This is a genomic window from Mesorhizobium newzealandense, from assembly GCF_042682145.1.
GTDB lineage: Bacteria > Pseudomonadota > Alphaproteobacteria > Rhizobiales > Rhizobiaceae > Mesorhizobium > Mesorhizobium newzealandense.
Genome location: NZ_JBHUGZ010000031.1, coordinates 1 through 26,081, shown reverse-complemented (window position 1 = coordinate 26,081; position 26,081 = coordinate 1). Strand labels below are relative to the sequence as shown.

At 63.5% G+C, this 26,081-nt stretch carries 26 protein-coding genes and 2 pseudogenes; 16 read left to right on the top strand and 12 right to left on the bottom strand.

Annotated elements, in window-relative coordinates; genetic code table 11:
- Positions 1–101: 101 nt before the first annotated feature.
- The 3 genes from ACFSOZ_RS37360 to ACFSOZ_RS37350 form a co-directional block, all read right to left on the bottom strand.
- Positions 102–857, bottom strand: a complete 756-nt coding sequence (locus ACFSOZ_RS37360) for an N-acetylmuramoyl-L-alanine amidase (RefSeq protein ID WP_379106701.1) — start codon at positions 855–857, stop codon at positions 102–104.
- A complete protein-coding gene (locus ACFSOZ_RS37355) occupies positions 854–1,573 on the bottom strand; it encodes a TerB family tellurite resistance protein (RefSeq protein ID WP_379106699.1) in 720 nt (239 codons plus the stop codon). The genes ACFSOZ_RS37360 and ACFSOZ_RS37355 overlap by 4 nt, the downstream gene beginning before the upstream one ends.
- A gap of 144 nt (positions 1,574–1,717) precedes the next feature.
- Positions 1,718–1,978, bottom strand: coding sequence for a hypothetical protein (locus tag ACFSOZ_RS37350; protein WP_111543647.1), 261 nt, complete (start codon positions 1,976–1,978; stop codon positions 1,718–1,720).
- 192 nt (positions 1,979–2,170) lie between these two features.
- Here ACFSOZ_RS37350 and ACFSOZ_RS37345 point away from each other — a divergent pair, with 192 nt between their 5' ends.
- The 3 genes from ACFSOZ_RS37345 (at position 2,171) to ACFSOZ_RS37335 (ending at position 7,819) form a co-directional block, all read left to right on the top strand.
- Positions 2,171–5,818, top strand: coding sequence for a hydantoinase B/oxoprolinase family protein (locus ACFSOZ_RS37345; RefSeq protein ID WP_379106697.1), 3,648 nt, complete (start codon positions 2,171–2,173; stop codon positions 5,816–5,818).
- Positions 5,819–5,909: 91 nt separating this feature from the next.
- A complete protein-coding gene (locus tag ACFSOZ_RS37340) occupies positions 5,910–7,157 on the top strand; it encodes a BtaA family protein (RefSeq protein WP_379106695.1) in 1,248 nt (415 codons plus the stop codon).
- On the top strand, positions 7,154–7,819 hold the full coding sequence (locus tag ACFSOZ_RS37335; RefSeq protein ID WP_379106693.1) for an SAM-dependent methyltransferase: 666 nt from the start codon (positions 7,154–7,156) through the stop codon (positions 7,817–7,819). The genes ACFSOZ_RS37340 and ACFSOZ_RS37335 overlap by 4 nt, the downstream gene beginning before the upstream one ends.
- Before the next feature lie 2 nt (positions 7,820–7,821).
- Here the strand turns inward: ACFSOZ_RS37335 and ACFSOZ_RS37330 are convergent, their stop codons facing one another.
- Positions 7,822–9,201: a serine hydrolase domain-containing protein gene (locus ACFSOZ_RS37330; protein ID WP_379106691.1), complete on the bottom strand. Its 1,380-nt coding sequence runs from the start codon at positions 9,199–9,201 to the stop codon at positions 7,822–7,824.
- A gap of 222 nt (positions 9,202–9,423) precedes the next feature.
- Between ACFSOZ_RS37330 and ACFSOZ_RS37325 the strand changes: the two genes are divergently transcribed.
- Together ACFSOZ_RS37325 and ACFSOZ_RS37320 are read left to right on the top strand one after the other, a co-directional pair.
- On the top strand, positions 9,424–10,224 hold the full coding sequence (locus tag ACFSOZ_RS37325; RefSeq protein ID WP_379106689.1) for a glycoside hydrolase family 25 protein: 801 nt from the start codon (positions 9,424–9,426) through the stop codon (positions 10,222–10,224).
- A gap of 182 nt (positions 10,225–10,406) precedes the next feature.
- Complete coding sequence (locus ACFSOZ_RS37320) at positions 10,407–11,585, top strand: lytic murein transglycosylase (protein ID WP_379106687.1); 1,179 nt, start codon at positions 10,407–10,409, stop codon at positions 11,583–11,585.
- A 98-nt stretch (positions 11,586–11,683) separates the two neighbouring features.
- Here the strand turns inward: ACFSOZ_RS37320 and ACFSOZ_RS37315 are convergent, their stop codons facing one another.
- Entirely contained in the window at positions 11,684–12,904 is a 1,221-nt protein-coding gene (locus tag ACFSOZ_RS37315; RefSeq protein ID WP_379106685.1) for an alanine racemase, read from the bottom strand.
- 207 nt (positions 12,905–13,111) lie between these two features.
- Between ACFSOZ_RS37315 and ACFSOZ_RS37310 the strand changes: the two genes are divergently transcribed.
- Positions 13,112–14,029 (top strand): DMT family transporter, encoded by a 918-nt coding sequence (locus ACFSOZ_RS37310; protein WP_379106683.1) that lies wholly within the window; start codon positions 13,112–13,114, stop codon positions 14,027–14,029.
- Between the two features lie 404 nt (positions 14,030–14,433).
- On the opposite strand, the gene metF is transcribed toward ACFSOZ_RS37310, so the two are convergent.
- Both metF and ACFSOZ_RS37300 read right to left on the bottom strand, forming a co-directional pair.
- Positions 14,434–15,351, bottom strand: coding sequence for a methylenetetrahydrofolate reductase [NAD(P)H] (metF, locus tag ACFSOZ_RS37305; protein ID WP_378915394.1), 918 nt, complete (start codon positions 15,349–15,351; stop codon positions 14,434–14,436).
- Positions 15,351–16,358 carry an ArsR/SmtB family transcription factor gene (locus ACFSOZ_RS37300; protein ID WP_379106681.1) on the bottom strand — a complete coding sequence of 336 codons (1,008 nt, stop codon included), beginning with the start codon at positions 16,356–16,358 and terminating at the stop codon, positions 15,351–15,353. Before ACFSOZ_RS37300 ends, metF begins: the two co-directional genes overlap by 1 nt.
- A gap of 125 nt (positions 16,359–16,483) precedes the next feature.
- Here ACFSOZ_RS37300 and tsaA point away from each other — a divergent pair, with 125 nt between their 5' ends.
- Together tsaA and ACFSOZ_RS37290 are read left to right on the top strand one after the other, a co-directional pair.
- Positions 16,484–17,023 (top strand): tRNA (N6-threonylcarbamoyladenosine(37)-N6)-methyltransferase TrmO, encoded by a 540-nt coding sequence (gene tsaA, locus ACFSOZ_RS37295; protein ID WP_379106679.1) that lies wholly within the window; start codon positions 16,484–16,486, stop codon positions 17,021–17,023.
- Positions 17,020–17,334, top strand: coding sequence for a DUF2293 domain-containing protein (locus tag ACFSOZ_RS37290; RefSeq protein WP_379106677.1), 315 nt, complete (start codon positions 17,020–17,022; stop codon positions 17,332–17,334). The genes tsaA and ACFSOZ_RS37290 overlap by 4 nt, the downstream gene beginning before the upstream one ends.
- Positions 17,335–17,348: 14 nt before the next feature.
- Here ACFSOZ_RS37290 and ACFSOZ_RS37285 read toward each other — a convergent pair whose 3' ends face one another.
- Positions 17,349–17,852 carry a hypothetical protein gene (locus tag ACFSOZ_RS37285; RefSeq protein ID WP_379106676.1) on the bottom strand — a complete coding sequence of 168 codons (504 nt, stop codon included), beginning with the start codon at positions 17,850–17,852 and terminating at the stop codon, positions 17,349–17,351.
- 154 nt (positions 17,853–18,006) lie between these two features.
- Here ACFSOZ_RS37285 and ACFSOZ_RS37280 point away from each other — a divergent pair, with 154 nt between their 5' ends.
- Positions 18,007–18,969 carry a D-amino acid aminotransferase gene (locus ACFSOZ_RS37280; protein WP_379106674.1) on the top strand — a complete coding sequence of 321 codons (963 nt, stop codon included), beginning with the start codon at positions 18,007–18,009 and terminating at the stop codon, positions 18,967–18,969.
- Between the two features lie 150 nt (positions 18,970–19,119).
- Positions 19,120–19,959 carry an SDR family oxidoreductase gene (locus ACFSOZ_RS37275; protein WP_379106671.1) on the top strand — a complete coding sequence of 280 codons (840 nt, stop codon included), beginning with the start codon at positions 19,120–19,122 and terminating at the stop codon, positions 19,957–19,959.
- 78 nt (positions 19,960–20,037) lie between these two features.
- Here the strand turns inward: ACFSOZ_RS37275 and ACFSOZ_RS37270 are convergent, their stop codons facing one another.
- Positions 20,038–20,655, bottom strand: a complete 618-nt coding sequence (locus ACFSOZ_RS37270; RefSeq protein ID WP_379106669.1) for an MOSC domain-containing protein — start codon at positions 20,653–20,655, stop codon at positions 20,038–20,040.
- A gap of 5 nt (positions 20,656–20,660) precedes the next feature.
- Positions 20,661–21,230, bottom strand: a complete 570-nt coding sequence (locus tag ACFSOZ_RS37265; RefSeq protein ID WP_379106667.1) for a TetR/AcrR family transcriptional regulator — start codon at positions 21,228–21,230, stop codon at positions 20,661–20,663.
- 195 nt (positions 21,231–21,425) lie between these two features.
- Here ACFSOZ_RS37265 and ACFSOZ_RS37260 point away from each other — a divergent pair, with 195 nt between their 5' ends.
- The 3 genes from ACFSOZ_RS37260 (at position 21,426) to ACFSOZ_RS37250 (ending at position 22,964) form a co-directional block, all read left to right on the top strand.
- Positions 21,426–21,848 carry a tautomerase family protein gene (locus ACFSOZ_RS37260; RefSeq protein WP_379106664.1) on the top strand — a complete coding sequence of 141 codons (423 nt, stop codon included), beginning with the start codon at positions 21,426–21,428 and terminating at the stop codon, positions 21,846–21,848.
- Between the two features lie 31 nt (positions 21,849–21,879).
- Positions 21,880–22,278 carry a VOC family protein gene (locus ACFSOZ_RS37255; protein ID WP_379106862.1) on the top strand — a complete coding sequence of 133 codons (399 nt, stop codon included), beginning with the start codon at positions 21,880–21,882 and terminating at the stop codon, positions 22,276–22,278.
- Positions 22,279–22,397: 119 nt separating this feature from the next.
- A complete protein-coding gene (locus ACFSOZ_RS37250; protein WP_379106661.1) occupies positions 22,398–22,964 on the top strand; it encodes a methyltransferase family protein in 567 nt (188 codons plus the stop codon).
- A gap of 28 nt (positions 22,965–22,992) precedes the next feature.
- Here ACFSOZ_RS37250 and ACFSOZ_RS37245 read toward each other — a convergent pair.
- Positions 22,993–23,330 (bottom strand): annotated as a pseudogene (locus ACFSOZ_RS37245) (ferritin family protein); the annotation flags it as partial.
- Between the two features lie 232 nt (positions 23,331–23,562).
- Here ACFSOZ_RS37245 and ACFSOZ_RS37240 point away from each other — a divergent pair.
- The 3 genes and pseudogenes from ACFSOZ_RS37240 to ACFSOZ_RS37230 form a co-directional block, all read left to right on the top strand.
- Positions 23,563–23,829: pseudogene (locus ACFSOZ_RS37240) on the top strand (hypothetical protein); the annotation flags it as partial.
- A 503-nt stretch (positions 23,830–24,332) separates the two neighbouring features.
- On the top strand, positions 24,333–24,752 hold the full coding sequence (locus ACFSOZ_RS37235) for a pyridoxal-phosphate dependent enzyme (RefSeq protein WP_379106659.1): 420 nt from the start codon (positions 24,333–24,335) through the stop codon (positions 24,750–24,752).
- 122 nt (positions 24,753–24,874) lie between these two features.
- Positions 24,875–25,201, top strand: coding sequence for a PALP domain-containing protein (locus ACFSOZ_RS37230; protein WP_379106870.1), 327 nt, complete (start codon positions 24,875–24,877; stop codon positions 25,199–25,201).
- 668 nt (positions 25,202–25,869) lie between these two features.
- Here the strand turns inward: ACFSOZ_RS37230 and ACFSOZ_RS37225 are convergent.
- A partial coding sequence (locus ACFSOZ_RS37225; protein WP_379106657.1) for a hypothetical protein occupies positions 25,870–26,081 on the bottom strand: 212 nt, incomplete at its 5' end.

The window sequence follows — 26,081 nt, the reverse complement described above, 5'->3', positions numbered from 1 at the left end:
TGACGCTCGAATTGGTGCCAAACAAGGCCAGGCAAGTCACTTTGAGTGACAGCTTGTAACTTAAACATTGGAAAGGACGACTTGGGAGAGGCTTCCCCGGGTCAAGACCTTGCGGAAGCGAGCAGCCTTTGCAGCGTCCGCACTGTCGAGCCATCGGCCACCCCATCGACCAGGCGCGGCCGGAAATGCCTCTGAAACGCCTCGACGACAATTCCCGTCTGCCGGTCGAAAATGCCTGATATCTCGACGCCATATCCATAGAGCGCCAGCATCGACTGCAACGCCTCGACATCGGCGCCGCTGTCGCCGGTCTTGAGCAAGGCCCCGCGCCTGACGGGTGCCGCCGCCACGAGATGGCCGACACCGGCCTCGAACAGCGTCCGCCACGGAAACTTCTCGCCCGGGTCGATCTTGCGTCCCGGCGCCACGTCGGAATGGGCCAGCACCCGCTCGGCAGCAATCGAATGTCGACCGGCGATCCCAGCGCACAGGCGGATCACCGCATCGATCTGCCGCCTGGGAAAACCGGGATAGCCCAGTGAGTGTCCCGGATTGACGATCTCGATGCCGATCGAGCAGGAATTGATGTCGGCGCGCCCGAACCACGAACTCTTGCCGGCATGCCAGGCGCGGTCGCTTTCCCTGACCATCTGCACGACGTGGCCATTCTCGTGGACCAGATAGTGCGACGAGACCTCGCTGGCCGGGTCGCACAACCATGCCTCGGCGCCCGCGCCGGTCGGCATGCCGGTATAATGCAGCACGATCATGTCGGGTCTGAGCGTGTCGCGCCGCGGACCGAAATTCGGCGATACCCTGACCTCGGCGCGAGGCTCGTCGGGCAGGAAGCCGCTCATGCGTGCCGCAGGCCCCGCTCGATCATCTCATAGGCGGCGTTGATCGCCGCCACCCTGGTCGTTGCGATCTTGATGAATTCCTGCGGCAGGCCACGCGCGATCAGCCGATCCGGATGATTATCGGAGACCAGCTTGCGATAGCGCTTCCTGACCTCTTCGAACGGCTTGCCGCGTTCGATGCCGAGCACGACATACGGGTCACCGGCGCCAAGATTGACATGCCGCGCCATGATGCTTTCGTAATGCGCCTCGTCGATGCGGAAAATCTCAGCGATACGGTGCAGGAAGAGGCCTTCGTGCTCATGCACCAGGCCATCGGCCTTGGCGATGTGGAACAGACCGTCGAGTATGTCTTCCAGCATCACGCAGTTGGAATGCCCCGAGCCGCACAGTTGCGCCATCCGCTCGGCATAGGTCTCGAAACCGGCCACGTCGCGCTGGGCGAGATCGAACAGCCGCGCCACATTGCGCGTCTCTTTCGGCGGCACCTCGAATATCTCCTGGAAGGCACGCACCTCATCCTGGGTCACGATGCCATCGGCTTTGGCCATCTTGGCCGACAGCGCAATCATCGCCACCGAGAAGGCGACCCGCCGGCGCAGATCGGGGTCGCCGGAGAAAACCGTGCGCACGGCCTCGACGACGTCGGCGACACCCGACGAGGCTGAGGATGAAACGCGTGTGATGAACTCGCCAAGGCGATCCCAAATCGACATGGCCTGCTTCTTAGTGCCACCGCCCCCCGCTATCAAGCCGGGACAGTGCCGCAGGCCCGGCACAACCTACGGTGCGAGACAATATGAGAAAGGCCAGCGCGCAGCCGGCCTTCCTCATTCATCACACGAGTACTGCTTTGCTGACTACTGCGCGGGCGCAGGAGCGGGTGTTGCCGGAGCCGGTTCGACAGGCTTCTCGGGTGTGATGCTCTTCGTGGTCGAGTTATCGGTTGCCGGAGGCGTTGCGGCCGGCGGCGTGGCTTCCGGCGTCGCCGGCTTCATCGGCTCTTCGGCAGCCGGTGGATTGGTGCTCTGGGTGGTGGTGTTGTCCTTGCCGCTATCGCTGCAGGCTGCAACGCCCAGCAAGGCCAAAGCGGAAACGGACGCGAGAATGAGCTTTTTCATAAGATCTCTCCTTCAATACACGTTCACGTTACGGTGAACGGTCGAAGAGGAAATGCATCAGACAGCCATGAGTTTCGTAACGTTGCGTTTCCGCATGTAACATCGTCTGGCCCGTTTGCGATTGCCGGCCAGACAATGGCGAACTAACAGGATGCGTTGAACCGATCGAACTGAGACGTGCCGGGAGCTGCCATGACCGCGAAGTGGGATTTCTGGATCGATCGCGGCGGCACCTTCACCGATGTCATCGGCCGCGACCCGCAAGGCGGGCTGCATCCCCGCAAACTTCTCTCCGAAAATCCGGAAGCCTACGCCGATGCCGCCATCCAGGGCATCCGCGATCTTCTCGGCCTGTCCTCCGGCGGCGCGATCCCGCCCGGGCTGATCGGCGACATCAAGATGGGCACCACGGTCGCCACCAATGCATTGCTGGAGCGCAAGGGCGACCGGGTCCTGCTGCTCATCACCAAGGGCTTTCGCGATGCGCTGAAGATCGCCTACCAGGCGCGCCCGGACATCTTCGCCAAGGAAATCATCCTTCCCGAACAGCTCTATGAGCGCGTCATCGAGATCGACGAGCGCGTGCGGGCCGATGGCCGCGTCGAGCAGTTGCTCGACATCGCCGCTTGCCGGCCGGCGATCGAGCAGGCGAAAGCGGATGGCATCGATGCCGTCGCCATCGTCTTCATGCACGCCTGGAAATATCCCGATCACGAGAAGGCGGTGGCAAGAGTCTGCCGGAAACTCGGTTTCAGCCAGGTTTCCGTCAGCCACGAGGTCTCGCCGCTGATCAAGCTGGTCGGCCGCGGCGACACAGCCGTGGTCGACGCTTATCTGTCGCCGATCCTGTCTAGATATGTGCAACGCGTGGCGGGGGAAATCGGCACCGCGCCAATCCCCCCCACAAGGGGGGAGATCGGCCAGTCCCCTCATCTCATGTTCATGATGTCCTCTGGCGGCCTTACCGCCGCCGATATGTTCCAGGGCAAGGACGCACTGTTGTCAGGACCGGCCGGAGGCGTTGTCGGCATGGTCGAGACGGCGAAGCTCGCCGGCTTCGACAAGGTCATCGGCTTCGACATGGGCGGCACCTCCACCGATGTCGCCCACTATGACGGCGAGTATGAGCGCGCCTTCGACACAGAGGTCGCCGGCGTGCGCATCCGCGCACCGATGATGCGCATCCACACCGTCGCCGCCGGCGGCGGTTCGATCCTGCATTACGAGGCCGGCCGCTTCCGGGCCGGACCTGACTCGGCCGGAGCCAATCCCGGCCCGACAGCTTATCGCCGCGGCGGCCCTTTGGCCGTCACTGATGCCAATGTCATGCTGGGCAAGCTGCAGCCCGATTTCTTCCCGGCTATTTTCGGGCCCAGCCAAGACAAAACGCTCGATGTCGAGGCCGTGCGCACAAAATTCACCGCACTGGCTGCCGAAATCGGCGACGGCCGCACGCCCGAGACTGTCGCCGAGGGCTTCGTCACCATCGCCGTGGAAAACATGGCCAACGCCATCAAGAAGATTTCCGTCCAGCGCGGCTATGATGTCACCGAATATCTGCTCAATTGCTTCGGCGGCGCCGGCGGACAGCATGCGTGCCTGGTCGCCGACGCGCTCGGCATGGAGGCGGTGCTGATCCATCCCTTTTCCGGCCTGCTGTCGGCCTACGGCATCGGCCTGTCCTCGGTCTTTGCCTCGCGCCAGCAGGCGCTGCTGAAGCCTCTTGCCGAAGAGTCCAGAACCGAGATCGGCAACCTCATCGCCAGCTTGAGAAAGGCCGTCATCACCGAGTTCGCAGCGCAAGGCATTGCCGAGGATGCGGTTGCCGCGAAACCGGTGCTGCACATTCGCTATGACGGCACCGACACGACTTTGCCGGTGAACTTTGAGGAAGACTCGATTTTCCAGGCCAGGCGCGATTTCGAAATAGCCCACAAGGCGCAATTCGGTTTCGTCTATGACAACAAGCCGATGATCGTCGAGACCGTCGGCGTCGAGGGCACCGACACCGGCGGCTCCGGACGCGACGAGAGTGATTCAGCGCTCGAAGACGTCGCCGCAAAGCCTTCGGAGATGCGAAAAATCTTTTCCGACGGCATCTGGTGCGACGCCGGCATCGTCCGCCGTGAAAGGCTCAAGCCCGGGCACAAAGTCGCCGGCCCGGCGCTGATCATAGAGCCGAACCAGACCATCGTCGTCGAGCCGGGCTGGCAGGCCGAGATCACCGCCAAGAACCACGTGCTCTTGCGCCGCACCGAGGAGAAGCAGCGGCAGGCGGCGCTCGGCACCAAGGCCGATCCCGTGATGCTGGAAGTCTTCAACAACCTGTTCATGTCGATCGCCGAGCAGATGGGCGTGACGCTGCAGAACACCGCCTATTCCGTCAACATCAAGGAAAGGCTGGATTTTTCCTGCGCCGTGTTCGACCGCAACGGCGCGCTGGTCGCCAACGCGCCGCACATGCCGGTGCATCTGGGCTCCATGGACCGTTCGGTCGAAACCATCATCCGGCTGAATTCCGGTGATATCCATCCCGGCGACGTCTTTGCCCTCAACGCGCCGTACAATGGCGGCACGCATCTGCCCGATATCACGGTGGTGACGCCGGTTTTCGACGATACCAAGCAGAAGATCCTCTTCTGGGCAGCCTCACGTGGCCATCATGCCGATATCGGCGGCACCGCGCCCGGCTCGATGACACCGCTTGCCACCACGGTCGACGAGGAAGGCGTTCTGTTCGACAATTTCCGCATCGTCGACCGTGGCCGCTTCCGCGAGAAAGAGCTGGAAACGCTGCTCACCGACCACCGCTGGCCGGCCCGCAATCCGCACCAGAACATTGCCGACCTCAAGGCGCAGATCGCCGCCAACGAAAAGGGTGTGGCGGAACTCCGCAAGATGGTCGCGCATTTCGGCCTCGATGTCGTCGAAGCCTATATGGGCCACGTCCAGGACAACGCCGCCGAAAGCGTGCGCCGCGTGCTGGAGCGGCTGCCGGACGCTTCCGAATATGAATATCCGACCGACACCGGCCAGGTCATCAAGGTGAAGATCACTGTCGACCGGCAAAAGCGCGAGGCGACGGTCGACTTCACCGGCACCTCGCCTGTCATGAAGAACAATTTCAATGCGCCCGAGCCGGTCGCCCGCGCGGCTGTGCTCTACGCTTTCCGTGTCATGGTCGAGGACATGATCCCGATGAACGCCGGCTGCCTGCGGCCAATCAACATCATCATTCCCGACGGCTGCATGCTCAAACCCGTCTACCCCGCCGCTGTCGTCGCCGGCAATGTCGAGACCTCGCAGCACGTCACCAATGCGCTGTTCGGCGCCATGGGCGCCATGGCCAACGCGCAAGGCACCATGAACAACCTGACCTTCGGCAACAAGACATACCAGTATTACGAGACGATCTGTTCCGGCTCGCCCGCCGGCCAGATGAACTCCGGCCGCGGCTTTGCCGGCACATCTGGCGTCCACACCCACATGACCAATTCGCGCCTCACCGACCCGGAAGTGCTGGAACTGCGCTTTCCCGTTCTGCTCGAGGACTTCCACATTAGGGAAGGTTCCGGCGGCAAGGGCAGATGGAGCGCTGGCGACGGCACCAAACGCACCATCCGTTTCCTCGAGAAGATGGAATGCGCGATCCTGTCCTCGCATCGCAACCGCCCGCCGCAAGGACTGGACGGCGGCGGCGACGGCGAGGTCGGCTCGACCAAGGTCCGCCGCAGGGACGGCACGATCGAAATGCTGAAAGCCTGCGACCAGACCGTGCTTCAGGCCGGCGATGCCGTCATCCTGACGACGCCGACGCCGGGGGGATTCGGACGGCAATAAGCCTCCCGGGCTGCAAGCCGGCTGCTGTCATCCATCTGTCATCGCCGAGCGCTACCCGCTTGCGGCAGAGCAAATGGGGAATCACCTTGCCATGACGGACGTTTCCGCAGATCTGGTTTTTCGCCGCGGCAAGGAAGTTGGAAAAGCCGTCTACCAGAACCGCCCGCTGTCGAAGGCCGGCATTTCGGAGCGGTTGTTCGCCTTCCTGTTTTCCGGCCTCGTCTATCCGCAGATCTGGGAAGACCCCGATGTCGACATGGAGGCTATGCAGCTTGGCCAGGGCCACCGCGTCGTCACCATCGCTTCGGGCGGCTGCAACATCCTCGCCTACCTGACCCGTTCGCCGGCGCGGGTCGACGCCGTCGACCTCAACGCCGCGCACATCGCGCTGAACCGCATGAAGCTGGAGGCCGTGCGCCACCTGCCTTCGCAGGGCGACCTGTTCCGCTTCTTCGGCGCCGCCGACACCAGCCACAATTCGCAAGCCTACGACCGTTTCATCGCGCCGCATCTCGATCCGGTCAGCCGTCACTACTGGGAGCGCCGCAACTGGCGCGGCCGCCGGCGCATCTCTGTCTTCGACCGCAATTTCTACCAGACCGGGCTGCTTGGCCTGTTCATCGCCATGGGCCATCGCACGGCGAAATTCTTCGGCGTCAATCCAGCCCGCATGATGGAAGCCAGGAACATCGGCGAACAGCGCCGCTTCTTCAATGAGCAATTGGCGCCCGTCTTCGACAAGAAGCTTTTGAAATGGGCGACCTCGCGCAAGGCCTCTTTGTTCGGCCTCGGCATTCCGCCGGCGCAGTATGATTCGCTGATCACCTCCGGTGACGGCACCATGGCCAGTGTGCTCAAGGCCCGGCTGGAAAAGCTGGCTTGCGATTTTCCGCTGGAAAACAACTACTTCGCCTGGCAGGCCTTCGCCCGGCGGTATCCGGACCCCGGCGAAGCCGCCCTGCCCGCCTATCTCGAAAAGCAGAACTACGAGACCATCCGCGGCAATGTCGACCGCGTCGCCATCCATCATGCCAATCTGATCGAATTCCTCGCCGGCAAGGACGCCGGCGCGGTCGACCGCTTCATCCTGCTCGATGCGCAGGACTGGATGACCGATGACCAGCTCAACGCGCTGTGGGCGGAAATAACCCGCACGGCATCCGCCGGCGCCCGCGTCATCTTCCGCACCGCCGCCGAGCCCAGCCTGTTGCCCGGCCGGGTTTCCAGCTCGCTGCTCGACCAGTGGAATTATCAGGACGAGGCTTCGCGCGAATTCTCGGCCCGCGACCGCTCCGCCATCTATGGCGGCTTCCACCTCTATGTGAAGCGCGCGGCATGAGCACGACCGAGCTGCCGGCCAGCCATGCCGAACTGATGGACGGCGTCTACCGCTGGCAGCGCCACATCTACAACCTGACCCGCAAATATTACCTGCTCGGCCGCGACCGGCTGATCGCCGGGCTCGACTTACCGCCCGGTGGCACCGTGCTCGAACTCGGCTGCGGCACCGGCCGCAACATCATCCTGGCCGCCCGTCGCTATCCCGATGCACGCTTCTTCGGCCTCGACATTTCGGCCGAAATGCTGGGGACGGCCGGCGCCGCGATTGCCCACGAAGGCCTGTCCGGCCGCGTCATGCTGGCAAGGGGTGACGCCACCGATTTCGATGCGGGCGCGCTTTACGGTGTCGAACGGTTCGACCGCATCTTCGTGTCGTACTCGCTGTCGATGATCCCCGGCTGGGAGAAGACGGTTTTGGCGGCACTTGCGGCGCTGGCCCCCAGCGGTTCGCTGCATGTCGTCGATTTCGGCCAGCAGGAAGGCCTGCCGGACTGGTTCCGGGCGATGCTGCGCGGCTGGCTCAAAAAGTTCCACGTCGCCCCGCGTGAATCGCTGCGCGAGGTTCTGGAATCGGAATCTCGGCGAACCGGCGCAACCTTCCATTTCCGCACGCTTTATCGCGGCTACGCCTGGCTGGCAGTGGTCGGGCCGCGTCAATAGAGCTAATGTAGCGCCGTCACCAGTGCCCCCACCATCGTCTGCGGCCGGTAGCCGAGCTTGGCCGGCGTCAAGCCGAGCCGCACCACCACCAGCTGCTCCGAAGGAATGATGGTGACCGTCTGCCCGTCATGACCTTCCATCCAATAGGTGTCCTTGGGCAGGCCTGCCGCGACGCCGGCGCCGGGGCTGTCCTCGTCGCCCGGTGCCTCGATCCACAACTGGCCCTTGCCGTAGACTTTCGAGGCCGGTGCCGGCTCACGCATCCAGTCGACGAAGCCAGCCGGCAGGACCTGGTTGCCGTTCCACACCCCGCCTTGCAGCAGGAACTGGCCGAAGCGCGCCCAGTCATGCGCCGTCGCATAGAGATAGGACGAGCCGACGAAAGTGCCCTGCTCGTCGGTTTCCAGCACGGCGCTGTGCATGCCGAGCGGCTCGAACAATGCGGTGCGCGGCCACGTCAGCGCCTTGCCCTTGTCGCCGATCGCCTCCTGCCAGAGGCGCGATAGCATCACCGCCGAGCCGCTCGAATAGGAAAACACCTTGCCGACCTCGCCGGTCAGCGGCTTGGCTTCAGCGAAGCCCGCCATGTCGGGTTCGAGATAGAGCATGCGCGTGACGTCGGCGACGTCGCCATAGTCCTCGTTGAACTCCAGCCCGCTCGACATCGCCATCATGTCGGCAAGGCTGATCGCGGCGCGTCCATCCGCCTTCCAGAGCGCGAATAGGCCTTTGTTGTCGACCGCCATCTTGCCGTCCTTGACCAGCGTGCCGATGATGGCGGCGTTCACTGTCTTGGTCATCGACCAGCCGAGCAGCGGCGTCTTTGCCGAGAATCCCGCGCCATAGCGCTCGGCAACGACGCGGCCGTTCTTGACCACCACCACCGCGCGCATGCCGGCGCCGGTCAGCGCCGCATCGTCGAGCAGCTTGGCAATCACCGGATCCTGTGATGCCTCGACCCGTTCGCCCTCCGGCCACAGCGCGTCCGCGTTGACCGCCGACGGCTCGGCATAGATTGCCGTCCGCCGTACCTTGCCGACATCACCGTCCGGAACCGACGCGCAGCCCAGCCCGTCACGCGCGACGGCAAGGCTCTTGCCGAGGAAGCCAAGCAGGCCCGCCGAGACCGTTCCCCTGTTCTTGTCCACGGAGACCCGCATCAAACGCAGTAGCGGGTGCCCGGGCGCCTGGACGTCGACCGCGAGCACCTCATTGGGATCACGCCCGGCGATGAAGACGTTCGAGCAGACGATCTTGGCCGAAAAGCCCGAGCCGACGCGGATCAATTCCGGCGGCGCGACGTAAAGCCAGGCAAACAGCGCGGCGATCGCCAGCACGGCCAGGCCAAGCAGCCATTTGACGATCCTGACGACGATCCGCATTTGTTTCCTCCCAGGCCCCCGCCGACGCTTATGTCATCGATTTGCCGCCATTGCTTCCGCAAATCGCTAGGCTTGTCGAGCGCCGTCAACCTGATATCAACCATGTTCGGCGATCACAGGGGAACGAGCGATGCTGTGGGGCGATCGCTCGTAGGGGGCCAACGGCCAGCCATCAGTGCACAGACCCATCAGCGACCGGCTGAATCCGGCTCGGGAGTTGCGATGCGCCGTCTTGCGGCCCTTTTCATGCTGACGCTGCTTGGCGCCTGCTCGACCGTGGACGATCTTTCGCCGCTGTCGCCGTCCGCGTCGAGCAGCCCGACTGTTGCCGTGCGCGCGCCGCGCTTTGCCGATTCCAAGCCGCATGAATGGGACAGCGGCGCGCCGTGGAACTATGCCGTTCACGGCACCGACGTGTCGAAATACCAGACCTCGGTCGACTGGCCGGCGGCCAAGGCCAGCGGCATCTCCTTCGCCTTCATCAAGGCGACCGAGGGCGGCGATCGCTTCGATGAATATTTCAACGAGCATTGGGCCCGCACGAAAGCCGCCGGCCTTCCGCGCGCGGCCTATCATTTCTTCTATTTCTGCACGCCCGCCGCTCAGCAGGCGCGCTGGTTCATCCGGAATGTTCCGGTCGACCGCTCGGCGATGCCGCCGGTCCTCGACATGGAGTGGAACCCGAAATCGCCGACCTGCAGGCTGCGTCCCGATGCGGCCACGGTGCGCGCGGAGATGGCCACCTTCCTCGAAATCGTCGAACGGCACTATGGCAAGAAGCCGATCATCTACACCTCGGTCGACTTCTTCGACGACAACGAGCTGTCGACTTTCCGTGGCTACCCCTACTGGCTGCGCTCCGTCGCCGGCCATCCGCGCGAAAAATACGGCAGCCACCCCTTCACCTTCTGGCAGTACACCGGAACCGGCATCGTTCCCGGCATGACCGGCAAGTCCGACATCAACGTCTTCAACGGCAGTGAAGCCGCATGGAACAAGTGGTTGCGGCAGAACACCCGTTGACACCGGTTCAACGGCAGCGAAGCCGCCTGAACAAGTGGCTACGGCAGAACACCCGTTGACACCGGGCCTGCCGCCTGCTTTTCGACACAGCCAGCGGCAAACAGTGCAGCCGCCGGCAATTCAGGGCGTTGGGCTTCCGAGGGGGCGCGACAAAGGCCCTCATTCGTTTCGAAAGGAAGCCGATGCGACTGCGTTCCCCAGCCCTCGCGGCGCTGTTCTTGTGCGCCACGGCCTTGCCGGCGATGGCGCAGGAATGCGGCGGCGACTTCGAAGCCTGGAAGCAGGGCGTGGCGGCGGAAGCCAAGGCGGCCGGTGTCGGCGTCGCGGGTCTCGACGCGCTGGAGGATGCCACCCTTGACGACAAGGTGCTGGCGCGTGACCGCGCCCAGGGCGTCTTCACCCAAACCTTCATCGAATTCTCCACCCGCATGATCTCGGCCTACCGGCTGAAGCAGGGCGCGGCAAACCTGAAGAAATACGCAGATGTCTTCGCCCGTGCCGACCAGCAGTTCGGCGTCCAGGCACCGATCATCGCCGCCTTCTGGGCGCTGGAGACCGATTTCGGCGCCGTGCAGGGCGATTTCCACACGCTGAGCGCCCTGGTGACGCTGTCTCATGATTGCCGCCGCCCGCAACTGTTCCGACCCCAACTGGTGCCACTTCTGGAATTGATCGATCGCGGCGTGGTGCCGGCCGATGTCAGGGGTGCCTGGGCCGGCGAGATCGGCCAGACGCAGATCCTGCCGTCCGACTATCTGGCGCGCGGCGTCGACGGCGACGGCGACGGCAAGGTCGACCTGCGCGGCAGCGTGCCGGATGTGATCATGACCACCGCCAACAAGGTGCTGTCGCGTGGCTGGAAGCGCGACGAGCCCTGGATCGAGGAAGTCCGCGTCCCCGACGACATGCCATGGGACCAGACGGGCCGCACCAACAAGCTGCCGCTGACGCAATGGGCGCAATGGGGCGTCACCTACCCCAGCGGCGCACCGTTGGTCGGCAACGGCCTGAAAGCGGGCCTCGCGCTGCCGATGGGACGCAAGGGACCAGCCTTCCTCACCTACGACAATTTCGACGTCTATCTCGAATGGAACCAGTCCTTCACCTACGCGCTGACCGCAGCCAACCTCGCCGCCAGGCTGGCGGGCGCGCCACAATTCGATCCGCGCAATCCCGAGACCGGTCTAAACAATGACCAGTTGAAGGCGCTGCAGACGAAGCTGGAAGCCAGGGGCTATGATGTCGGCACGGTCGACGGCATCCTCGGCACCAACACCCGCGAAGCGATCCGCAAGGAGCAGATGCGCCTTGGCTTGCCGGTGGATGGCTGGCCGACGCCGGAGCTTTTGGCGAAGCTGTGAGAGCGAGTAGCGAATAGTAAGTAGCTGGTAGCAGGTAACCCTTCGTTCCTGCGGACTCAGCAAATCTTCCCTCTTCCCTCTTCCCTATTCGCTACTCCCTAGTCCGCCATCGTCTCCAGGCTGGCAAAGCCCTGCGGCGCGTCGCCTTCGTCGAAGGGCGTCGTCACCTCGGCGAAGGTGTCGGGGTAAAAGCCGTTGAAGCGGGTCCGGAGCGACAGCGAATAGGCGCCGATATGGCCGATCTCGATCCAGTCGCCGGTGTCGACCGTTTCAGGCAGCCAGAACGGCCGCGACAGGATGTCGACGGAATCGCAGGTCGCGCCGCAGACCTTGAACGGCACGATGTTCTTTTCCTCGCCATTGCGCGAGCGGATCGCCGGATCGGGGATAAAACGCGCCGGCAGCGTGATCTTGCCGGTCCATGAATCCGACAGCGATGCCCAGATGCCGTCATTGATGTAGAGCCGCTTGCCCTTGCGCAGCAGCACGCGCACGATCAGCGACAGGCAGCGCGCCACGATCACCCTGCCGGGCTCTGCCACCAGCGGTATCTGGTCGAACTGGTATTCCTTGAGGTCGCCCGACAGCCGCGACATGATCTGGCCGAGCGACGGCATCTCGACCTGCTTGCGGTTGGGGTCATGGCCGTATTCGGCTGGAAAACCGCCGCCGACGTCGAGCCCGGCAATGTCGAAGGTCAGCCGGTTGCGCACCCAGTCGGCCGAAGCGAGCGCCCGCTCGTAGGTGTCGGGATCCTCGATCTGGCTGCCGACATGGAAACACAGGCCGACCTTGTAGCCGGTGCGGTTCAGTCGCTCGGCCAGTTCCACGGCATAGGCAGGCCCGGCCCCGAACTTCTTCGATAGTTCGTAGGCGGCCGATCCTTTCGTCTGGATGCGCACGAACACGCTGATCGCGCCCGGATCGATGTCGAGCGCCCGCACCACCCGCGTCAGCTTGGTGATCTCGTCCTCGTGGTCGAGCGAAATAACGCGGATCGCGTACTTCTCCAGCGCCAGCTTGATGTCCGACTGCGCCTTGACCGGATGCATGTAGAGCATCTCGGCATCGGCAGAGACGGCGCGCACGGCAGCAAACTCGCCGGGCGAAGCGACGTCGAAAGCGGTGACGCCGGCATCGACCAACGCCTTGAGCACGATCGGCTCGCCATTGGTCTTGACCGCATAGGCCGTCTTGCCGGGAAACATGCCCATGAACTGCCTGGCATCCGCCATCAGCACCTGCGGGCGGAAGCAATAGACCGGATCGTCCGGGCGAAGCGCCAGTGCCGCCTCGCGGGCATTCTCGAATCGCTGCATGGACGAATCCTCACCTCGGCTGCGCACAATTAATCCAAGCTAGCGGCTAATGAAAACAATTCTGTGTCTCGCGGCGCTGGCGCAGCGGCGCTAGGTCCTGGCAGCACGTTTGACATCAATCAGGTTTCGGGTGGCCCTTGTCGGTGGACCCGATATGGCTTCTGCCTGACCGGCTGGCATTGAGGCCGTCTGGGGAGGACGATTCACATGGCAATGACCGCGACATCGGCACAACGCGGGCCGATGGTGCTCAAGGACTGGGGGCAGCTCCTGCTGCTCGGTGCGATCTGGGGCGGCTCGTTCTTCTTTGCCCGCATCGCGGTGGCGGAACTTCATCCGCTGGTGCTGGTGCTGTTTCGCGTCGCCATCGCGGCGATCGCGCTGCAGCTGTATCTCGCCATCCGCGGACCGTCCTTCCGCCTCGCGTTTCCCCACGCCGGCCTGTTCTTCCTGCTGGCGTTCACCAACAATGTCGTCCCTTTCTCGCTGATCTTCGCCGGCCAGACCCAGCTTGGCGCCGGCGTTGCCTCGGTGCTCAACGCGACGACGCCGTTCTGGACGCTGATCCTGGCCAACGCCCTGACCAGCGATGAAAAACTCTCCTGGAACAAGCTCGCCGGCATTGCGCTCGGCATCGCCGGCACGGCGGTGATGATCGGCCCCGGCCTGCTTGCCGGGCTCGGTGGCCCGGTCTGGGCCAAATTCGCGCTGATCGGCGCTTCGCTGTCCTATGGCGTGGCGCTGATGGTCGCCCGCCGCTTCAAGGGTGTGCCCTCGCCGGTCATCGCCACCGGACAATTGACCGCCTCGACCGTCATCATGATCCCGATCGTGCTCTTCACCTATGGTCCGGCGGGCCTGTTCTCGGCCTCGCCGTCGGTCTGGGCGGCGGTGCTGGCACTGGCGCTTTTGTCCACCGCCTTCGCCTATATACTCTATTTCAACCTCGTCGCATCGGCCGGCGCCACCAACGCCTCGCTGGTCACGCTCATTGTGCCGGCCAGCGCCATGCTGCTCGGCTTCCTGTTCCTCGGCGAACGGCTCGAACTGTTCGAAATCGGCGGCGTGGTGCTGATCGCACTTGGCCTCGTCACCATCGACGGGCGACTGTTCGGAAGGCGGTAGGACCGACACGGTAGCGCTGCCATGACACAGCAATGACACACCGCCGCCATAATTTATTCACAGGTCTGAAGCGGGTTTTTGCCGAAGAGTTTCAATGCCTAACGGCAAAAGGCGGGTCGCAAATCCCACAATCACGTCGCAATGCAGCACATTTTCCGCTTGCCTGTGGCACAAATGAACCTAGACTCTCGGGCATAGCTCTTTAAGAGGAGGCTATGTCATGGGACTTACAAGGCCAATCAACGCATTGATGATCTGTGCTGCGTTCGCCTTCATCGGAGCCCTCATTATGGGCTTTCTTCCCTGACCCGCCAAGACGGGGAAGACCAGCACCCAATAGTATAACCAATTAAAAAAGGCCGGGCTTTTGCCCGGCCTTTTTGCATTTCAGACGCTCTTAGGACCTACGCCGCGGCTGACCCGGCTGCTTCCGCTTCGTGCGAGCGGATGCCGATCATGTGGCAGATCGCGAAGACCAGGTCGGCTCTGTTCATCGTGTAGAAATGGAAATCGCCGACCCCGCGCTCGACCAGATCCATGACCTGTTCGGCCGCCACCGCCGACGCCACCAGCGCATGCGTCTGCGGATCCCGGTCAAGGCCCTCGAACCGCTCCGCCAGCCAACCGGGCACATGCGCGCCCGCTCTCGCGGAAAAGTTCGCGACCTGTTTGAAACTGTGAACCGGCTGGATGCCCGGCACGATGGGGATGTAGATGCCGGCGCGGCGGACGCGTTCGACATAGCGTTCGTAGAGATCATTGTCGAAGAAGAACTGGGTGATGGCGCGCGTCGCGCCATTATCGACCTTGCGCTTCAGCATCTCGATGTCGGTGGCGAAATCCGGGCTTTGCGGATGCTTTTCCGGGTAAGCCGCGACGGAGATGTCGAAATCCGAGATTTTCTTAAGCCCGGCGACCAGTTCCGCGCCATTCTCGTAGCCGCCTGGATGCGGGCGATAGGGTTCGCCGACACCGGAAGCCGGATCGCCGCGCAGCGCCACGAATCGGTTGATGCCGATCGACTTGTAATCCTGGATGACCGCGTCGACCTCTTCGCGCGTTGCACCGACGCAGGTGAGATGCGCCGCAGCCGGAATACCGGTTTCCGTCAGGATGCGCTTTACGGTGCGCGCGGTGCGCTCACGCGTCGAGCCGCCGGCGCCATAGGTCACCGAGACGAATTTCGGCTTGAGCGGCTCCAGCCTGGTGACCGTGTCCCACAGCCTTGCCTCCATCTCGTCGGTCTTCGGCGGGAAGAATTCGAAGGAAACCCGGACCTTGTCACCGATGTCGGGGCGGCGGGAAAAGCGGAACTGGTTCATCAGGCAACTTCCCTTATCTGCCTTGTGTCGTTGGAAGGATCGGCGATCAGCAGGCGCCGGTCGCGGCCGAGCCAGAGTTTTACGGTGAGCCGGGCCTCGTTGCCGCCGCGCGGCTCGAACTCCTGGCTGTCCTCGAGATCGAGACCGGCTTCCGAAAACCAGTCGGCGATCTGCCGGTCGGAAAAGCCGAGCCGCATATGCGCGTGCTCGTCGCGCAGGAATTCCAGCGTGTGCGGTGCGAAGTCGACGATGACCAGTCGCCCGGCCGGGCGCAAAAGCCGCGCCGCCTCGTGGATGGCGCGGGAGGGATCATCGAGATAGTGCAGCACCTGGTGGATGGTGACGAGATCGAAGGCGTCGCGCTCGACCGGCGGCGCGAAGATATCGCCCTGCCGCACCTGCGCATTCGAAACCCCCGCCTTGTCGAGATTGGCGCGCGCCACGGTCAGCATCTCGCGCGACATGTCGATGCCGACACCGCGCCGGTAGAGCGGCGAGAAGATTTCGAGCAGCCGACCGGTGCCGGTGCCCAGGTCGAGCATCGACTGGAACGGCCGTTTGCCGACCAGCTTGAGCATCGCGGCCTCCACGGCGCGGTCCGGCACGTGCAGCGAGCGGATATGGTCCCAGCTTGCCGCATTCACGGAAAAATACTCGGTCGCGCGGTCCTGCCGCTTGCGTTTGACCGAGGCCAGGCGCTCGAGATCGCGCTCGACCTGCGGATCGGCGCCGCGAATGCCGGAAACCAGCCCCATGACGAAGTCACGCGCGGAATCCGCGTCCGACAGGCGGAAGAAGGCCCACGACCCTTCCTGGTAGCGGCCAATCAGCCCGGCCTCCAGCAGGAGCTTCAGGTGCCGTGAAACGCGCGGCTGCGACTGGCCGAGAATTTCGGTAAGATCGGAAACGGTGAGGTCGCCGCGCGACAACAGTGCCAATATGCGCAGGCGGCTGGATTCGGCCGCCGCCTTCAATGTGTCCACCATGGTGTCGAGAGAGACGTGCATCAGTGTATTCTCTTTGAAAAAGATATAAACATATGTTTATGTCGATTTTCGACACCTTGCAAGCACTATGTCGCTTCCGGACAAGAAAATGCCGCTTGCGTAGCGTTCGGAGAAACCTGGGCCAAATGACCGGACCGCTTGAAATGTTCGAAACGCGTGCAGGCGAGCAGAGGCTGGAGAACGATCCGGCGCTGATGCCACCGGATGGCGGGATCGTCTTCATCGGCCGCATCGCCTCGCCATGGACGACACGAGAGACCTGTCCGAAGAACATGCGCACCGCGCGCGAGACCGGGCAGCCGGCGGTGCTGACCATCGACGCGCCCTATCGCAGCGGCCTGCAAGGGCTGGAGCGGGCCAGCCACATCATCATCCTGTCATGGCTGCATCACGCGCCGCGGAGCCTGATTGTGCAGAAACCGCGCCATGCCGCTGAAGCCAAAGGCGTATTCGGCCTGCGCTCCCCGGCCCGGCCGAACCCGGTCGGCCTGCATGTGGCCAGACTCGTCGGGCTCGACATCGGCACCGGTCGTATCGATCTCGACGCCATCGACGTGCTCGACGGCACGCCGGTCATCGACATCAAGCCCTACTTCGCCTCGACCGATGCCTTCGCCGAGGCGACCATCGAAGGGCGCGACGAGCCCAATCGGATTCGGCGATGAAAGCGCCCACCGGACGCCGCCGTGCCATCGCCAAGGCGCTGACAGCACTTCTGACGCTGGCGCCCTATGCCGACATGGAGAAGATCCGTGCGGATGCCGGCTCGGTTCACATGAAAACCCTGCCGCCGACGATTGCCGTGTGGCTGGCGACCATTGCCCATATCCGCCACGTGCACACCGATTACGAAAAGCTGCTGAGCGAAGGCTATGACCGCGACTCGGCGCGGTTCTTCGTCATCGAGCAGACCAACATCGTGCTCACCCGCTGGCGCGCCACGCGACTGCTCGACGCCGATGACGAAGAGGAATGAGGCCGTAAGTCCGCTTATTGCCGTGTCAGCACGGCGACTGCATTGTAGGGCTGGCCGTCCGCCTGGCCGGTCCACGTCCAGGACAGATTTCCCTTGAAAAACCTGACGGTGATGTTGCCGCCGTCGATGCACTTGTCCTGACCGTAGGTGATGCTCTCATGGTATTCCGCCGAGGTATCGTCCCTGGACGTCTGCGACAGAGATCCACCACAGCCGAGCGACGGGTAATCGATCGACGCGCCGCCATCATTGATCGTCATGGTGATCGACCAGTCGGCGCCGGTGGCGCCCGCCGGGCTTTGATGGCCGCTGCCGACCCAGGTGCCGCTCAGCGTCGGCACATTCACCGCGCAAGGCACGTTCTGGAAGATCGGCGTCAATTCGCTGCCGGTTTTCTCGCAGCGATAGGTCTGGCCGCTCTGGCACAGTTCCTCTCCTTCGCGCGCGCACTGGGCACTGGCTTGGCCGGCGGCGGCAAGAATCATCATGGCTGCGATGACAGTCCCAAACCTGCCCATGTCCCCTCCCGGTCAGAGCCCACAACATACGGCGATTCCGCTCCAATGTATCGGCCAGATCGTCATCGAGGACGAACAGCGCCGGTCGGCTGGCCCTATGCCTTCCGCGTGACGCCGATAGCCTGCTGATCCCGCCCTGCGAGAGGACGCCCCGATGAGCCAGACGATGGCAAGACAGGATGCAAAGCCACTGCCGACGGTCAGCGACCGCCATATCGACCCGCATTCCTATCCCGACGGCATCGCCTTCCTCGACGGCCAATACCTGCCGATGTCGCAAGCGAAGGTCTCGGTGCTGGACTGGGGGTTCCTGCATTCCGACGCCACCTACGACACTGTGCATGTCTGGAACGGTCGCTTCTTCCGGCTCGACCTGCATCTCGACCGCTTCTTCGGCGGGCTGGAAAAGCTGCGCATGACGATCCCGTTCGATCGCCAAGGCGTGACCGAAATCCTGCACAATTGCGTGGCGCTGTCGGGCCATCGCGCCGCCTATGTCGAAATGCTGTGCACGCGTGGTGCCTCGCCGACCTTCAGCCGCGACCCGCGCCAGGCGGTCAACCGCTTCATGGCATTCGCCGTGCCGTTCGGCTCGGTTGCCAATGCCGAGCAGCTGCAGCGCGGCCTGCGCGTCGCCATCAGCGACAAGGTGCGCATTCCGCCGGCCTCGATCGACCCGGCGATCAAGAACTACCACTGGCTCGATCTGGTGCGCGGTCTCTACGATGCCTATGACCGCGGCGCCGAAACCGCGCTGGTTCTCGACTTCAACGGCAATGTCGCCGAAGGTCCGGGCTTCAACGTGTTCTGCGTCAAGGATGGCGAACTGTCGACGCCGGCCATTGGCGTGCTGCCCGGCATCACCCGGCGCACCGTCTTCGACCTCTGCGCCGAAGAGGGCCTCGCCGCCGCCCCGGCCGATGTCAGCGTCGCCGCGCTGCGCGAGGCGGACGAGGTGTTCATCACCTCGACCGCCGGCGGCATCATGCCGGTGACGGAGATCGACGGCGCCCGGATCGCCAACGGCGAGGTCGGTCCGGTCACCAGCCGCCTGATGGCGCTCTATTGGCGAAAGCACGACGACCCGGCATGGTCGAGCCCGGTGCAATATCCCTGATCAGCCCAATTTCTTTTTCTACGGGCGCGGCTTGTTCAAAAAGATGTTCCCCGCCTCTGGAAAAGCGCAGGATCGTCCGTATATGCCCGAAAGCGGAGAAGCCTCCGCTTTCACCCGAAATCACGCCCGCAGGGGCAAGGACTCCACATCATGACAAACAAGGTTTGGTTCATTACCGGATCGTCGAAGGGCTTTGGCCGCGTCTGGGCCGAGGCCGCACTCGCCCGTGGCGACCACGTTGCGGCGACCGCCCGCGATGCCGGCACGCTCGCCGATCTCGTCGAGAAGTACGGCGACAACATTGCCGCGATTAAGCTCGACGTCACCGACATGAGAGCCGTCGATGCCGCTGTCGCCGAGGCGCACAAGCGCTTTGGCCGGCTCGACGTCGTCATCAACAATGCCGGCTATGGCCATTTCGGCGCCATCGAGGAAGTCAGCGAACAGGAAGCCCGCGACCAGATCGAAACCAACGTGTTCGGCGCTCTCTGGGTCACCCAGGCCGCGCTGCCGATCATGCGGGCGCAACGCTCCGGCCACATCATCCAGATCTCGTCGATCGGCGGCGTCAATGCCTTTGCCTCGCTTGGCCTCTACCATGCCTCGAAATGGGCGCTGGAAGCCTTCAGCCAGTCGCTCAACATCGAGGTCGCGGAATTCGGCATCCATGTAACGCTGGTCGAGCCCGGCGGCTTCTCCACCGACTGGGCCGGTCCGTCGGCCAAGGTTTCCAAGCCGATCGAGGCTTACGCGCCCGCCCGCGCCAAGATGGCCGAGCGCCGCGCCAATTCGGTCGCCGGCGATCCCGAGGCCACCGGGCCCGCGATGCTGGCCATTGTCGATGCCGCCGAGCCGCCGCTGCGCGTGTTCTTCGGCGATGGCGGCCTGCCAATGATCAAGCAGGAATACGCCAATCGCATCGCCACCTGGGAAAAGTGGGACGACGTTTCCATCATGGCGCAAGGCGCGAAGAAGAACCGCAAGGCTTGAGGCCAGTTCGGAAATATCGCTACGCCGCCTTGGCGGCGTAGCCCCTGCCCTATGCGGCATTCCGATGCGGGCGAGAGTCTAGCTCTGATAGATCCACTGCTCCGGCAGGCGCACCGATATCTCTTCGCCGGCCTTGATCGTTCCCGGCTTCTCGACCCAGGCGACAACGCCGCGCAGCCGCTTCGCGGCTTTCGGAAACAGCTGCGCACCGGCCTCAATGTCGGCCATCCCTGCATGTTCGGCGATCGATCGGCCGGCGATGCGGCAAGGTCCGTTCTGTGCATCGACCTTGATGGTCACACCGTCCTTGAAGAACAGCAGCGTGCCGGCCGGCAGCATGGACAAATGCGACACCCCTTCGATCACAAGATTGGCGCCGATCCATTCCGGCTTGATCTCGGCCAGGCCCATGCGTTCGGCGACGATGGCCAGTTCATCCGCCGCCACCACGGACAATTGCCGCTCGTTGCGCATTTCGGTGCCACGCGGATACCAGGGCTCGCGCCCGCCCGAACGCCGCGTCGCGCCGGCGTGGAAATCACCTGATATACCGTCGAAGCCCAGCCGCAACGCGTCGACCGGGCGCGTCTCGAAATGATCCGATGGCGCGACGTAAAGCGCCGCCACCTTGGCGACCAGCTTTCGCGCCGGGACGATTTCGATCGGCTTTTCAGCCTCTGGGAAGAGATCCAACATCGGCTTCATTCCTTGGATGATGCGCCCTGTTTTTGCCCTTCGACCACGAACGCCGCAAGAGCGGTTTGGGCCAAAGTGCGCAACTCTTCGACCGAAGCGCCGTCCCGCGCCTGGATCGACATGCCGTTCATGACCCCAGCCAAATATTTGGCGAAGCCCTCGACGGAGAGACCTTCCGGGAGATCGCCCATTGCCCGGCCTTTGCCCAGCCGCTCGGCTATCGCCGCTTCACTTGCCTTGCGATAGGCCTTGAGTTCATCGGCGATGGCTTGCGCCTGCGGCGAGGCTGCCAGCGCACCGCTGACGAACAGGCAGCCACCCGGCTTGCCGGGCCTGGAATAGGCCTCCGCCGCTCCGAGCAGCAACCGCCGAACCGCTTCCCCCGTCGGCACCGGCGCGCTCAGCGCTTCCAGCGCAAAACCGATCTCGGTCTCGTGATAATGCGTCAGCGCCTTGCGGAACAAAGTCTCCTTGTCGGTGAAGGCGTTGTAGATCTGCGGCGGCGTCAGCCCCATCGCTTCGCGCAGCATGGCCAGCGACGTTGCCTCATAGCCATGCTCCCAGAACAGATGCATCGCCGCATCCAGTGCACGATCGGGATCGAATGCGCGCGGCCGGCCACCCCTGGGCTTTTCCAAATTATCCATAGTGATCGATACGAAACCTGTTGACTCACCTTCTCGGCATAACGTACCAATCGATACGAAACATGGCAAGCCGGAAGACATAGCCGCCGGAACACCATGGAAACCGGCGAAAAGGAGAGCCAAATGCCAATCACCGTGACAGCACCCGAAGGCGTACTGACCCCGGCGGGAGAGCGCGAGATCTTGCCGCGTCTCAGCGCCGCCCTCATCGATGCCTCCGGCGCCACCGGCAATGCGTTCTTCACCGCGATTGTCGGCGGCACGGTCCATATCCTGCCGCTGCATCGCATCTATGCAGGCGGCGCCAATCGGCCGGTCGTCATGGTCGAGCTGAAGCTGCCGAACATCGGTCTTGGTTCGATCGAAGCACGAAATGCGTTCATCACCGCGGCCGCCGGGATTGTCGCCGAGCTCTGCGTGCCCGGCCACCGGCCCGAAAACACCTGGATCAACATCGTCAATGCGCCCGACGGCGGCTGGGGTATCGGTAAGTGGCAATATTCCGGCGAGGCACTTGTCGCTGCCGCAACCGCCGCAGCGCACTAATGTGGCGGCTGCGATGAACAGGAGCGAACCGATGCGGCTCTCCGCTTCGCTGTTCTTCACCACCAATTGCGAGCCGGCACTGGCGTTCTACGAACAATGCGGTCTTGGCCGGGCAAAGATCCTGCTGCGCTGGGGTGACAACACCATGCCGGTGCGTACCGAAGCCATGCGCGGAAAGGTGTTGCATGCGCGGTTCGAAGGCCCGGGCGTGCTGTTTCATGCCTCGGACAATGATGACGCGGAGCCGATGAAAGGCTCCGCCCTTTGCCTGGAATTCGAAAGCCTGCCGGCGATGCGGAAGCTTTTCACCCGCATGGCCGCAGGCGGCCGGATCACCGTGCCCCTGGCGCGGCAATATTGGGGAACCAGCTTTGGCATGCTGGTCGACGCGTTTGGCGTGCAATGGATGTTCAGCTGTCCTCATGAATGAGGTGCAGCGCGGATCACGATCTTCTTACCTGAAACGGAGCCCGTCCCACGCGTCACCGGATTGCTGACGCGCCGCGCCGGCGTCATGGTGCCATCGGGACCAAGTCTGCGGAGGTTCTCATGCATCCCGGGACGGCAATCGTGGTGCTTTGGTTGATCTGGCTGGTGTCATGGCTTGCTGCCGCCTTCTGGGCGGACCCAGCCCAGAAACGCGCCGGGTTCAGGGTGGAGGCTCGCTATCGGGTTCTCTGGCTGGCCGGCGCGGTGTTGCTGTTCATTCCCGCGCACGGCTACGAAGGCCGGCTCAGGTTATGGATGCCGAACTTCGCCGAGGCATGGATCTGTGTCGCCCTGATCGCCATCGGCATCGCCTTTGCCTGGTGGGCGCGTCTGCATCTCGGCAGGCTGTGGTCGGGCACCATCACCGCCAAGGCCGGGCACCACGTCGTTGACACCGGCCCGTATGAGCTGGTCCGGCATCCGATCTACACCGGACTGCTGCTGGCGATCCTGGCCACCATGGCGGCCAAGGGCACGGTCTGGGGCATTGCCGGAACCGCGTTGCTCATCATCGGCATCGTGACGAAGGCAAGACTGGAAGAAAGCTTCCTGCGCGGCGAACTGGGCAGCGCCTATGACGACTATGCCAGGCGGGTGCCGATGCTGTTGCCGTTCGCGCCAGCCTGACACAGGTAGGCGCGCCGCTCCATCGCCTCGCCTGGTTGCGCGCATGCTCGATGCCAAGCGGCCTCACCAGCCAGTCGGGCTTGCGCTCGAAGTAGCCTTTCACATGTTCGCGCCGGATCAGCGGAATGCGCTCGCCGAAAACGCTTGCGGAAAAGTTCGATCAGCGCGTCGCGATGGCCATCCTCTTCCTCGGCCATCTCCTCGAACACTTTTGCCGATTGCGGAAAGTTTTCCGCCAGCCGTCGGCGTAGGCCCGGTAGATGCGCCCGTCGTCTTCCTCGGATGAAATGGCCAGTGCCAGGATCTCCTGTTCGGAGAGCGATTCGAAGGGGCGGCGGCGCGAAGCCGAAAAACACGGGAAAGCATGAGGAATTTCACCCTAGTTTAGAATTATTCTAAAACTAGGGTTTGACATGCCCAACGTCAATTGACGCGCTTGGGTCGCGGTCAAGAATTGGTTGAACCCCGTGCGCGAGGCACGCTCTTCATTATCAGGTAATGTTCGCCTATATGTGGGACCAAGCTAAAAAGGGAATCCGCAGATGACGGCAACAACAGCCTCCGCCACCTACTATGACCCAAACCCGTTCTCGATCTCATCGCCAGCATCGAGGCTGACCTGCAGCGCCTGAAAGGCCTGGTCGAGCAGCAGGTCGAGAAATTCGATCCCGCCCATTCCGCACAACAAGGCCCCGGACGGCAAGCTGACCGAAGAGGGCGTCGAATGCTGCTACGCATGTTCGACGACGGCAAGTCGCGCTACTCGGTCGCCCAGCAGATGAAGATCTCCTTCGCCGCCGCCACGCATCGCTTCAACACCTGGCGCAAACTGGGTGGGACAACGCGGCAGCGGGCGTTGTGTGGGGTGAGAGCACGGTTCGCCGTAGGCGAATTGAAAGGTCCGGTGGACCTTTCAAAGGGCGCGAACCGGGGAGCTGCCGCAGGCAGCGGCCCCCGGCTGAGGCGCTCGGCAGTAGCGGAGGCGAGATGTCGGCGGGACAGCGCCCCCCTCTGTTCTGCCGGACATACTCCCCACGAGGGGGGAGATTGGCAGCTTCGCCAGCAGCGCCCTTCTTCGACGTAGGAAATTGGCCAAAGCGTGCCGCGGCATCCGATCCTCCCCCGTGTGGGGGAGATGTCGCGGCAGGACAGAGGGCGGCGTGACGGCCGGGACGGTGGTGATCTCGCAATCACGCATGACTTCCCAAACTTTGTAACGGTCACATTTTTTCGTTGGTGTCGCGCGACCCTTTCCGTGCACCATGGCCGGACCACAGCTTCGCAGGATCCGCCATGACCAACCCCTCCCGGCATAGAAGACATCCACCGCGCCGCGGCCCGGCTTTCCGGCCTGATTGTCGAAACCCGTTGATCGAATCGCAGGAGCTGAACAAGCGTTTCGGCGCCCGCATCCTGTTCAAGCCGGAGACGCTGCAGCGCACCGGCTCGTTCAAGTTCCGCGGCGCCTACAGTGACAAGCGGTCGTCGCTGAGCGAGGAAGAGCGCAGCCGAGGCGTGGTCGCCTTCTCGTCGGGCAACCATGCGCAAGGCGTCCGCGGCGTCGGCGGCGATGTTCGGCGTCAAGGCGGTCATCGCCATGCCGTCCGACGCGCCGGCGATGAAGATCGGCAATGTCGCAAGATGGGGGCGGAGGTTGGTGCCGTTCGACCGTTTTCGCGACGACCGCATGAGGTGGTGCGCCCCTACATCGAGAAAGGCCTGGTGCTGGTGCCGCCCTTCGACGACCCGCATCATCGCCGGCCAGGGCACGATCGGCCTACGAATTGATGGCCCAGGCGAAAGCGCTGGCGTCAGCCTCGACGCGGTGGTGATCCCTTGCGGCGCGGTGGCCTGTCGAGCGGAATCTCGGTTGCCGTCAAGGACGCCTCGCCGGACACCGCGGTCTGGGCGTGGAGCCCGATCATTTCCGACGACACCCGCCGTTCGCTGGCCGCCGGCGCCAGGTTGTCGAACGAGCCGGGCCACACAGTTCGATCTGCGATGCGATCCTGACCGCCGAACCCGGCGTTATCACTTCGAGATCAACCGCAGGAAACCTCGCCGGCGGCATCGCCGTCTCCGACAAGGCGAACGGCGCAGGCGATGCGCGACGCGCATGGCCTCTCATCAAGCTGTGGTCGGTCGAGCCCGGCGGCTGCGTGGCGCTGGCGGCGCTGTGTCATCGGGACGAGATCGAGCTGACGGGCAAATGCGTTGCCGTGGCTGTCGGCGGCTAATGTCGGTTTCGTGCTACCAGATGTCATGTATATGAGATCATGGCGGCGGCATAGAAATCGCGATCGGTGCCACGCCACACGAGCACATCACTCGAAGCGGACGAGATTGAGACCCACCGGCAACGGACCGCCGGGAACTGGGCGAGAGACGCGCGCCGATCGCCAGAGGGACCGAGATCGATGCGTGGAAGCGCAAGCTGTCGATCAGTGCGCGACCTCGGCCGTGCCTGCACGTCGTCACCCGAATAGTAACAGCACGCGCTTGCGCCCTCCGCCGCCGGGTCGCTCGCCAGCAGGGGCGCGCGCAGATGGTTGAACTGCCTATTCACCACCCTCTGTACGCCGTTTGTACGAGACCTGCACACCTCGCTTGAGACACGGCACCCCGAGTATCTGACTGGCTTGAACACAGCGGCGCCTCAATCGAATGTTGTGCTGTCTGACAAAGATCGCCCATTCCACAACGTCGGAAGGCCGGTTTCGCCGGCAGTCTGGTGAGGCGCGTATGTTGCTGGATTGCCTTAGTCAAGCGTCCGCCTGAACCGAACCAGCGCGGTACGCCGGCACAGCGCCACGAATACACCAGCAGCCGATCTCCGGTCGCCACCGCGCGTCAGTACGGCGCCTGTGTCGAGCATCACGCGCGTATGATGCGCGATGGAAGTGGGTCAGCGGCAGGATTCGCCGACACCTGCGCCCAGGCCGGCATTGCCGCGATAGCGTGAACATGTAAACACGGACAGCATGATCGACGCAGGAAGAAGAAGAAAGTGAGCTGCAGCGCCTGCATCTGCGTGCGGCGATGTACGAGATCGTATAGCCGAGCAGCACAGCGCCAGCACGAAGATCAGCACGAGCGGTCGGTCAACAGCAGCGACAT

What these genes read in the sequence shown, in the direction of transcription:
- ACFSOZ_RS37360 (WP_379106701.1), bottom strand. Translation starts at nt 857, where the DNA reads ATGAGCGGCTTCCTGCCCGACGAGCCTCGCGCCGAGGTCAGGGTATCG.
- ACFSOZ_RS37355 (WP_379106699.1), bottom strand. Translation starts at nt 1,573, where the DNA reads ATGTCGATTTGGGATCGCCTTGGCGAGTTCATCACACGCGTTTCATCC.
- ACFSOZ_RS37350 (WP_111543647.1), bottom strand. Translation starts at nt 1,978, where the DNA reads ATGAAAAAGCTCATTCTCGCGTCCGTTTCCGCTTTGGCCTTGCTGGGC.
- ACFSOZ_RS37345 (WP_379106697.1), top strand. Translation starts at nt 2,171, where the DNA reads ATGACCGCGAAGTGGGATTTCTGGATCGATCGCGGCGGCACCTTCACC.
- ACFSOZ_RS37340 (WP_379106695.1), top strand. Translation starts at nt 5,910, where the DNA reads ATGACGGACGTTTCCGCAGATCTGGTTTTTCGCCGCGGCAAGGAAGTT.
- ACFSOZ_RS37335 (WP_379106693.1), top strand. Translation starts at nt 7,154, where the DNA reads ATGAGCACGACCGAGCTGCCGGCCAGCCATGCCGAACTGATGGACGGC.
- ACFSOZ_RS37330 (WP_379106691.1), bottom strand. Translation starts at nt 9,201, where the DNA reads ATGCGGATCGTCGTCAGGATCGTCAAATGGCTGCTTGGCCTGGCCGTG.
- ACFSOZ_RS37325 (WP_379106689.1), top strand. Translation starts at nt 9,424, where the DNA reads ATGCGCCGTCTTGCGGCCCTTTTCATGCTGACGCTGCTTGGCGCCTGC.
- ACFSOZ_RS37320 (WP_379106687.1), top strand. Translation starts at nt 10,407, where the DNA reads ATGCGACTGCGTTCCCCAGCCCTCGCGGCGCTGTTCTTGTGCGCCACG.
- ACFSOZ_RS37315 (WP_379106685.1), bottom strand. Translation starts at nt 12,904, where the DNA reads ATGCAGCGATTCGAGAATGCCCGCGAGGCGGCACTGGCGCTTCGCCCG.
- ACFSOZ_RS37310 (WP_379106683.1), top strand. Translation starts at nt 13,112, where the DNA reads ATGGCAATGACCGCGACATCGGCACAACGCGGGCCGATGGTGCTCAAG.
- metF (WP_378915394.1), bottom strand. Translation starts at nt 15,351, where the DNA reads ATGAACCAGTTCCGCTTTTCCCGCCGCCCCGACATCGGTGACAAGGTC.
- ACFSOZ_RS37300 (WP_379106681.1), bottom strand. Translation starts at nt 16,358, where the DNA reads ATGCACGTCTCTCTCGACACCATGGTGGACACATTGAAGGCGGCGGCC.
- tsaA (WP_379106679.1), top strand. Translation starts at nt 16,484, where the DNA reads ATGACCGGACCGCTTGAAATGTTCGAAACGCGTGCAGGCGAGCAGAGG.
- ACFSOZ_RS37290 (WP_379106677.1), top strand. Translation starts at nt 17,020, where the DNA reads ATGAAAGCGCCCACCGGACGCCGCCGTGCCATCGCCAAGGCGCTGACA.
- ACFSOZ_RS37285 (WP_379106676.1), bottom strand. Translation starts at nt 17,852, where the DNA reads ATGGGCAGGTTTGGGACTGTCATCGCAGCCATGATGATTCTTGCCGCC.
- ACFSOZ_RS37280 (WP_379106674.1), top strand. Translation starts at nt 18,007, where the DNA reads ATGAGCCAGACGATGGCAAGACAGGATGCAAAGCCACTGCCGACGGTC.
- ACFSOZ_RS37275 (WP_379106671.1), top strand. Translation starts at nt 19,120, where the DNA reads ATGACAAACAAGGTTTGGTTCATTACCGGATCGTCGAAGGGCTTTGGC.
- ACFSOZ_RS37270 (WP_379106669.1), bottom strand. Translation starts at nt 20,655, where the DNA reads ATGTTGGATCTCTTCCCAGAGGCTGAAAAGCCGATCGAAATCGTCCCG.
- ACFSOZ_RS37265 (WP_379106667.1), bottom strand. Translation starts at nt 21,230, where the DNA reads ATGCATCTGTTCTGGGAGCATGGCTATGAGGCAACGTCGCTGGCCATG.
- ACFSOZ_RS37260 (WP_379106664.1), top strand. Translation starts at nt 21,426, where the DNA reads ATGCCAATCACCGTGACAGCACCCGAAGGCGTACTGACCCCGGCGGGA.
- ACFSOZ_RS37255 (WP_379106862.1), top strand. Translation starts at nt 21,880, where the DNA reads ATGCGGCTCTCCGCTTCGCTGTTCTTCACCACCAATTGCGAGCCGGCA.
- ACFSOZ_RS37250 (WP_379106661.1), top strand. Translation starts at nt 22,398, where the DNA reads ATGCATCCCGGGACGGCAATCGTGGTGCTTTGGTTGATCTGGCTGGTG.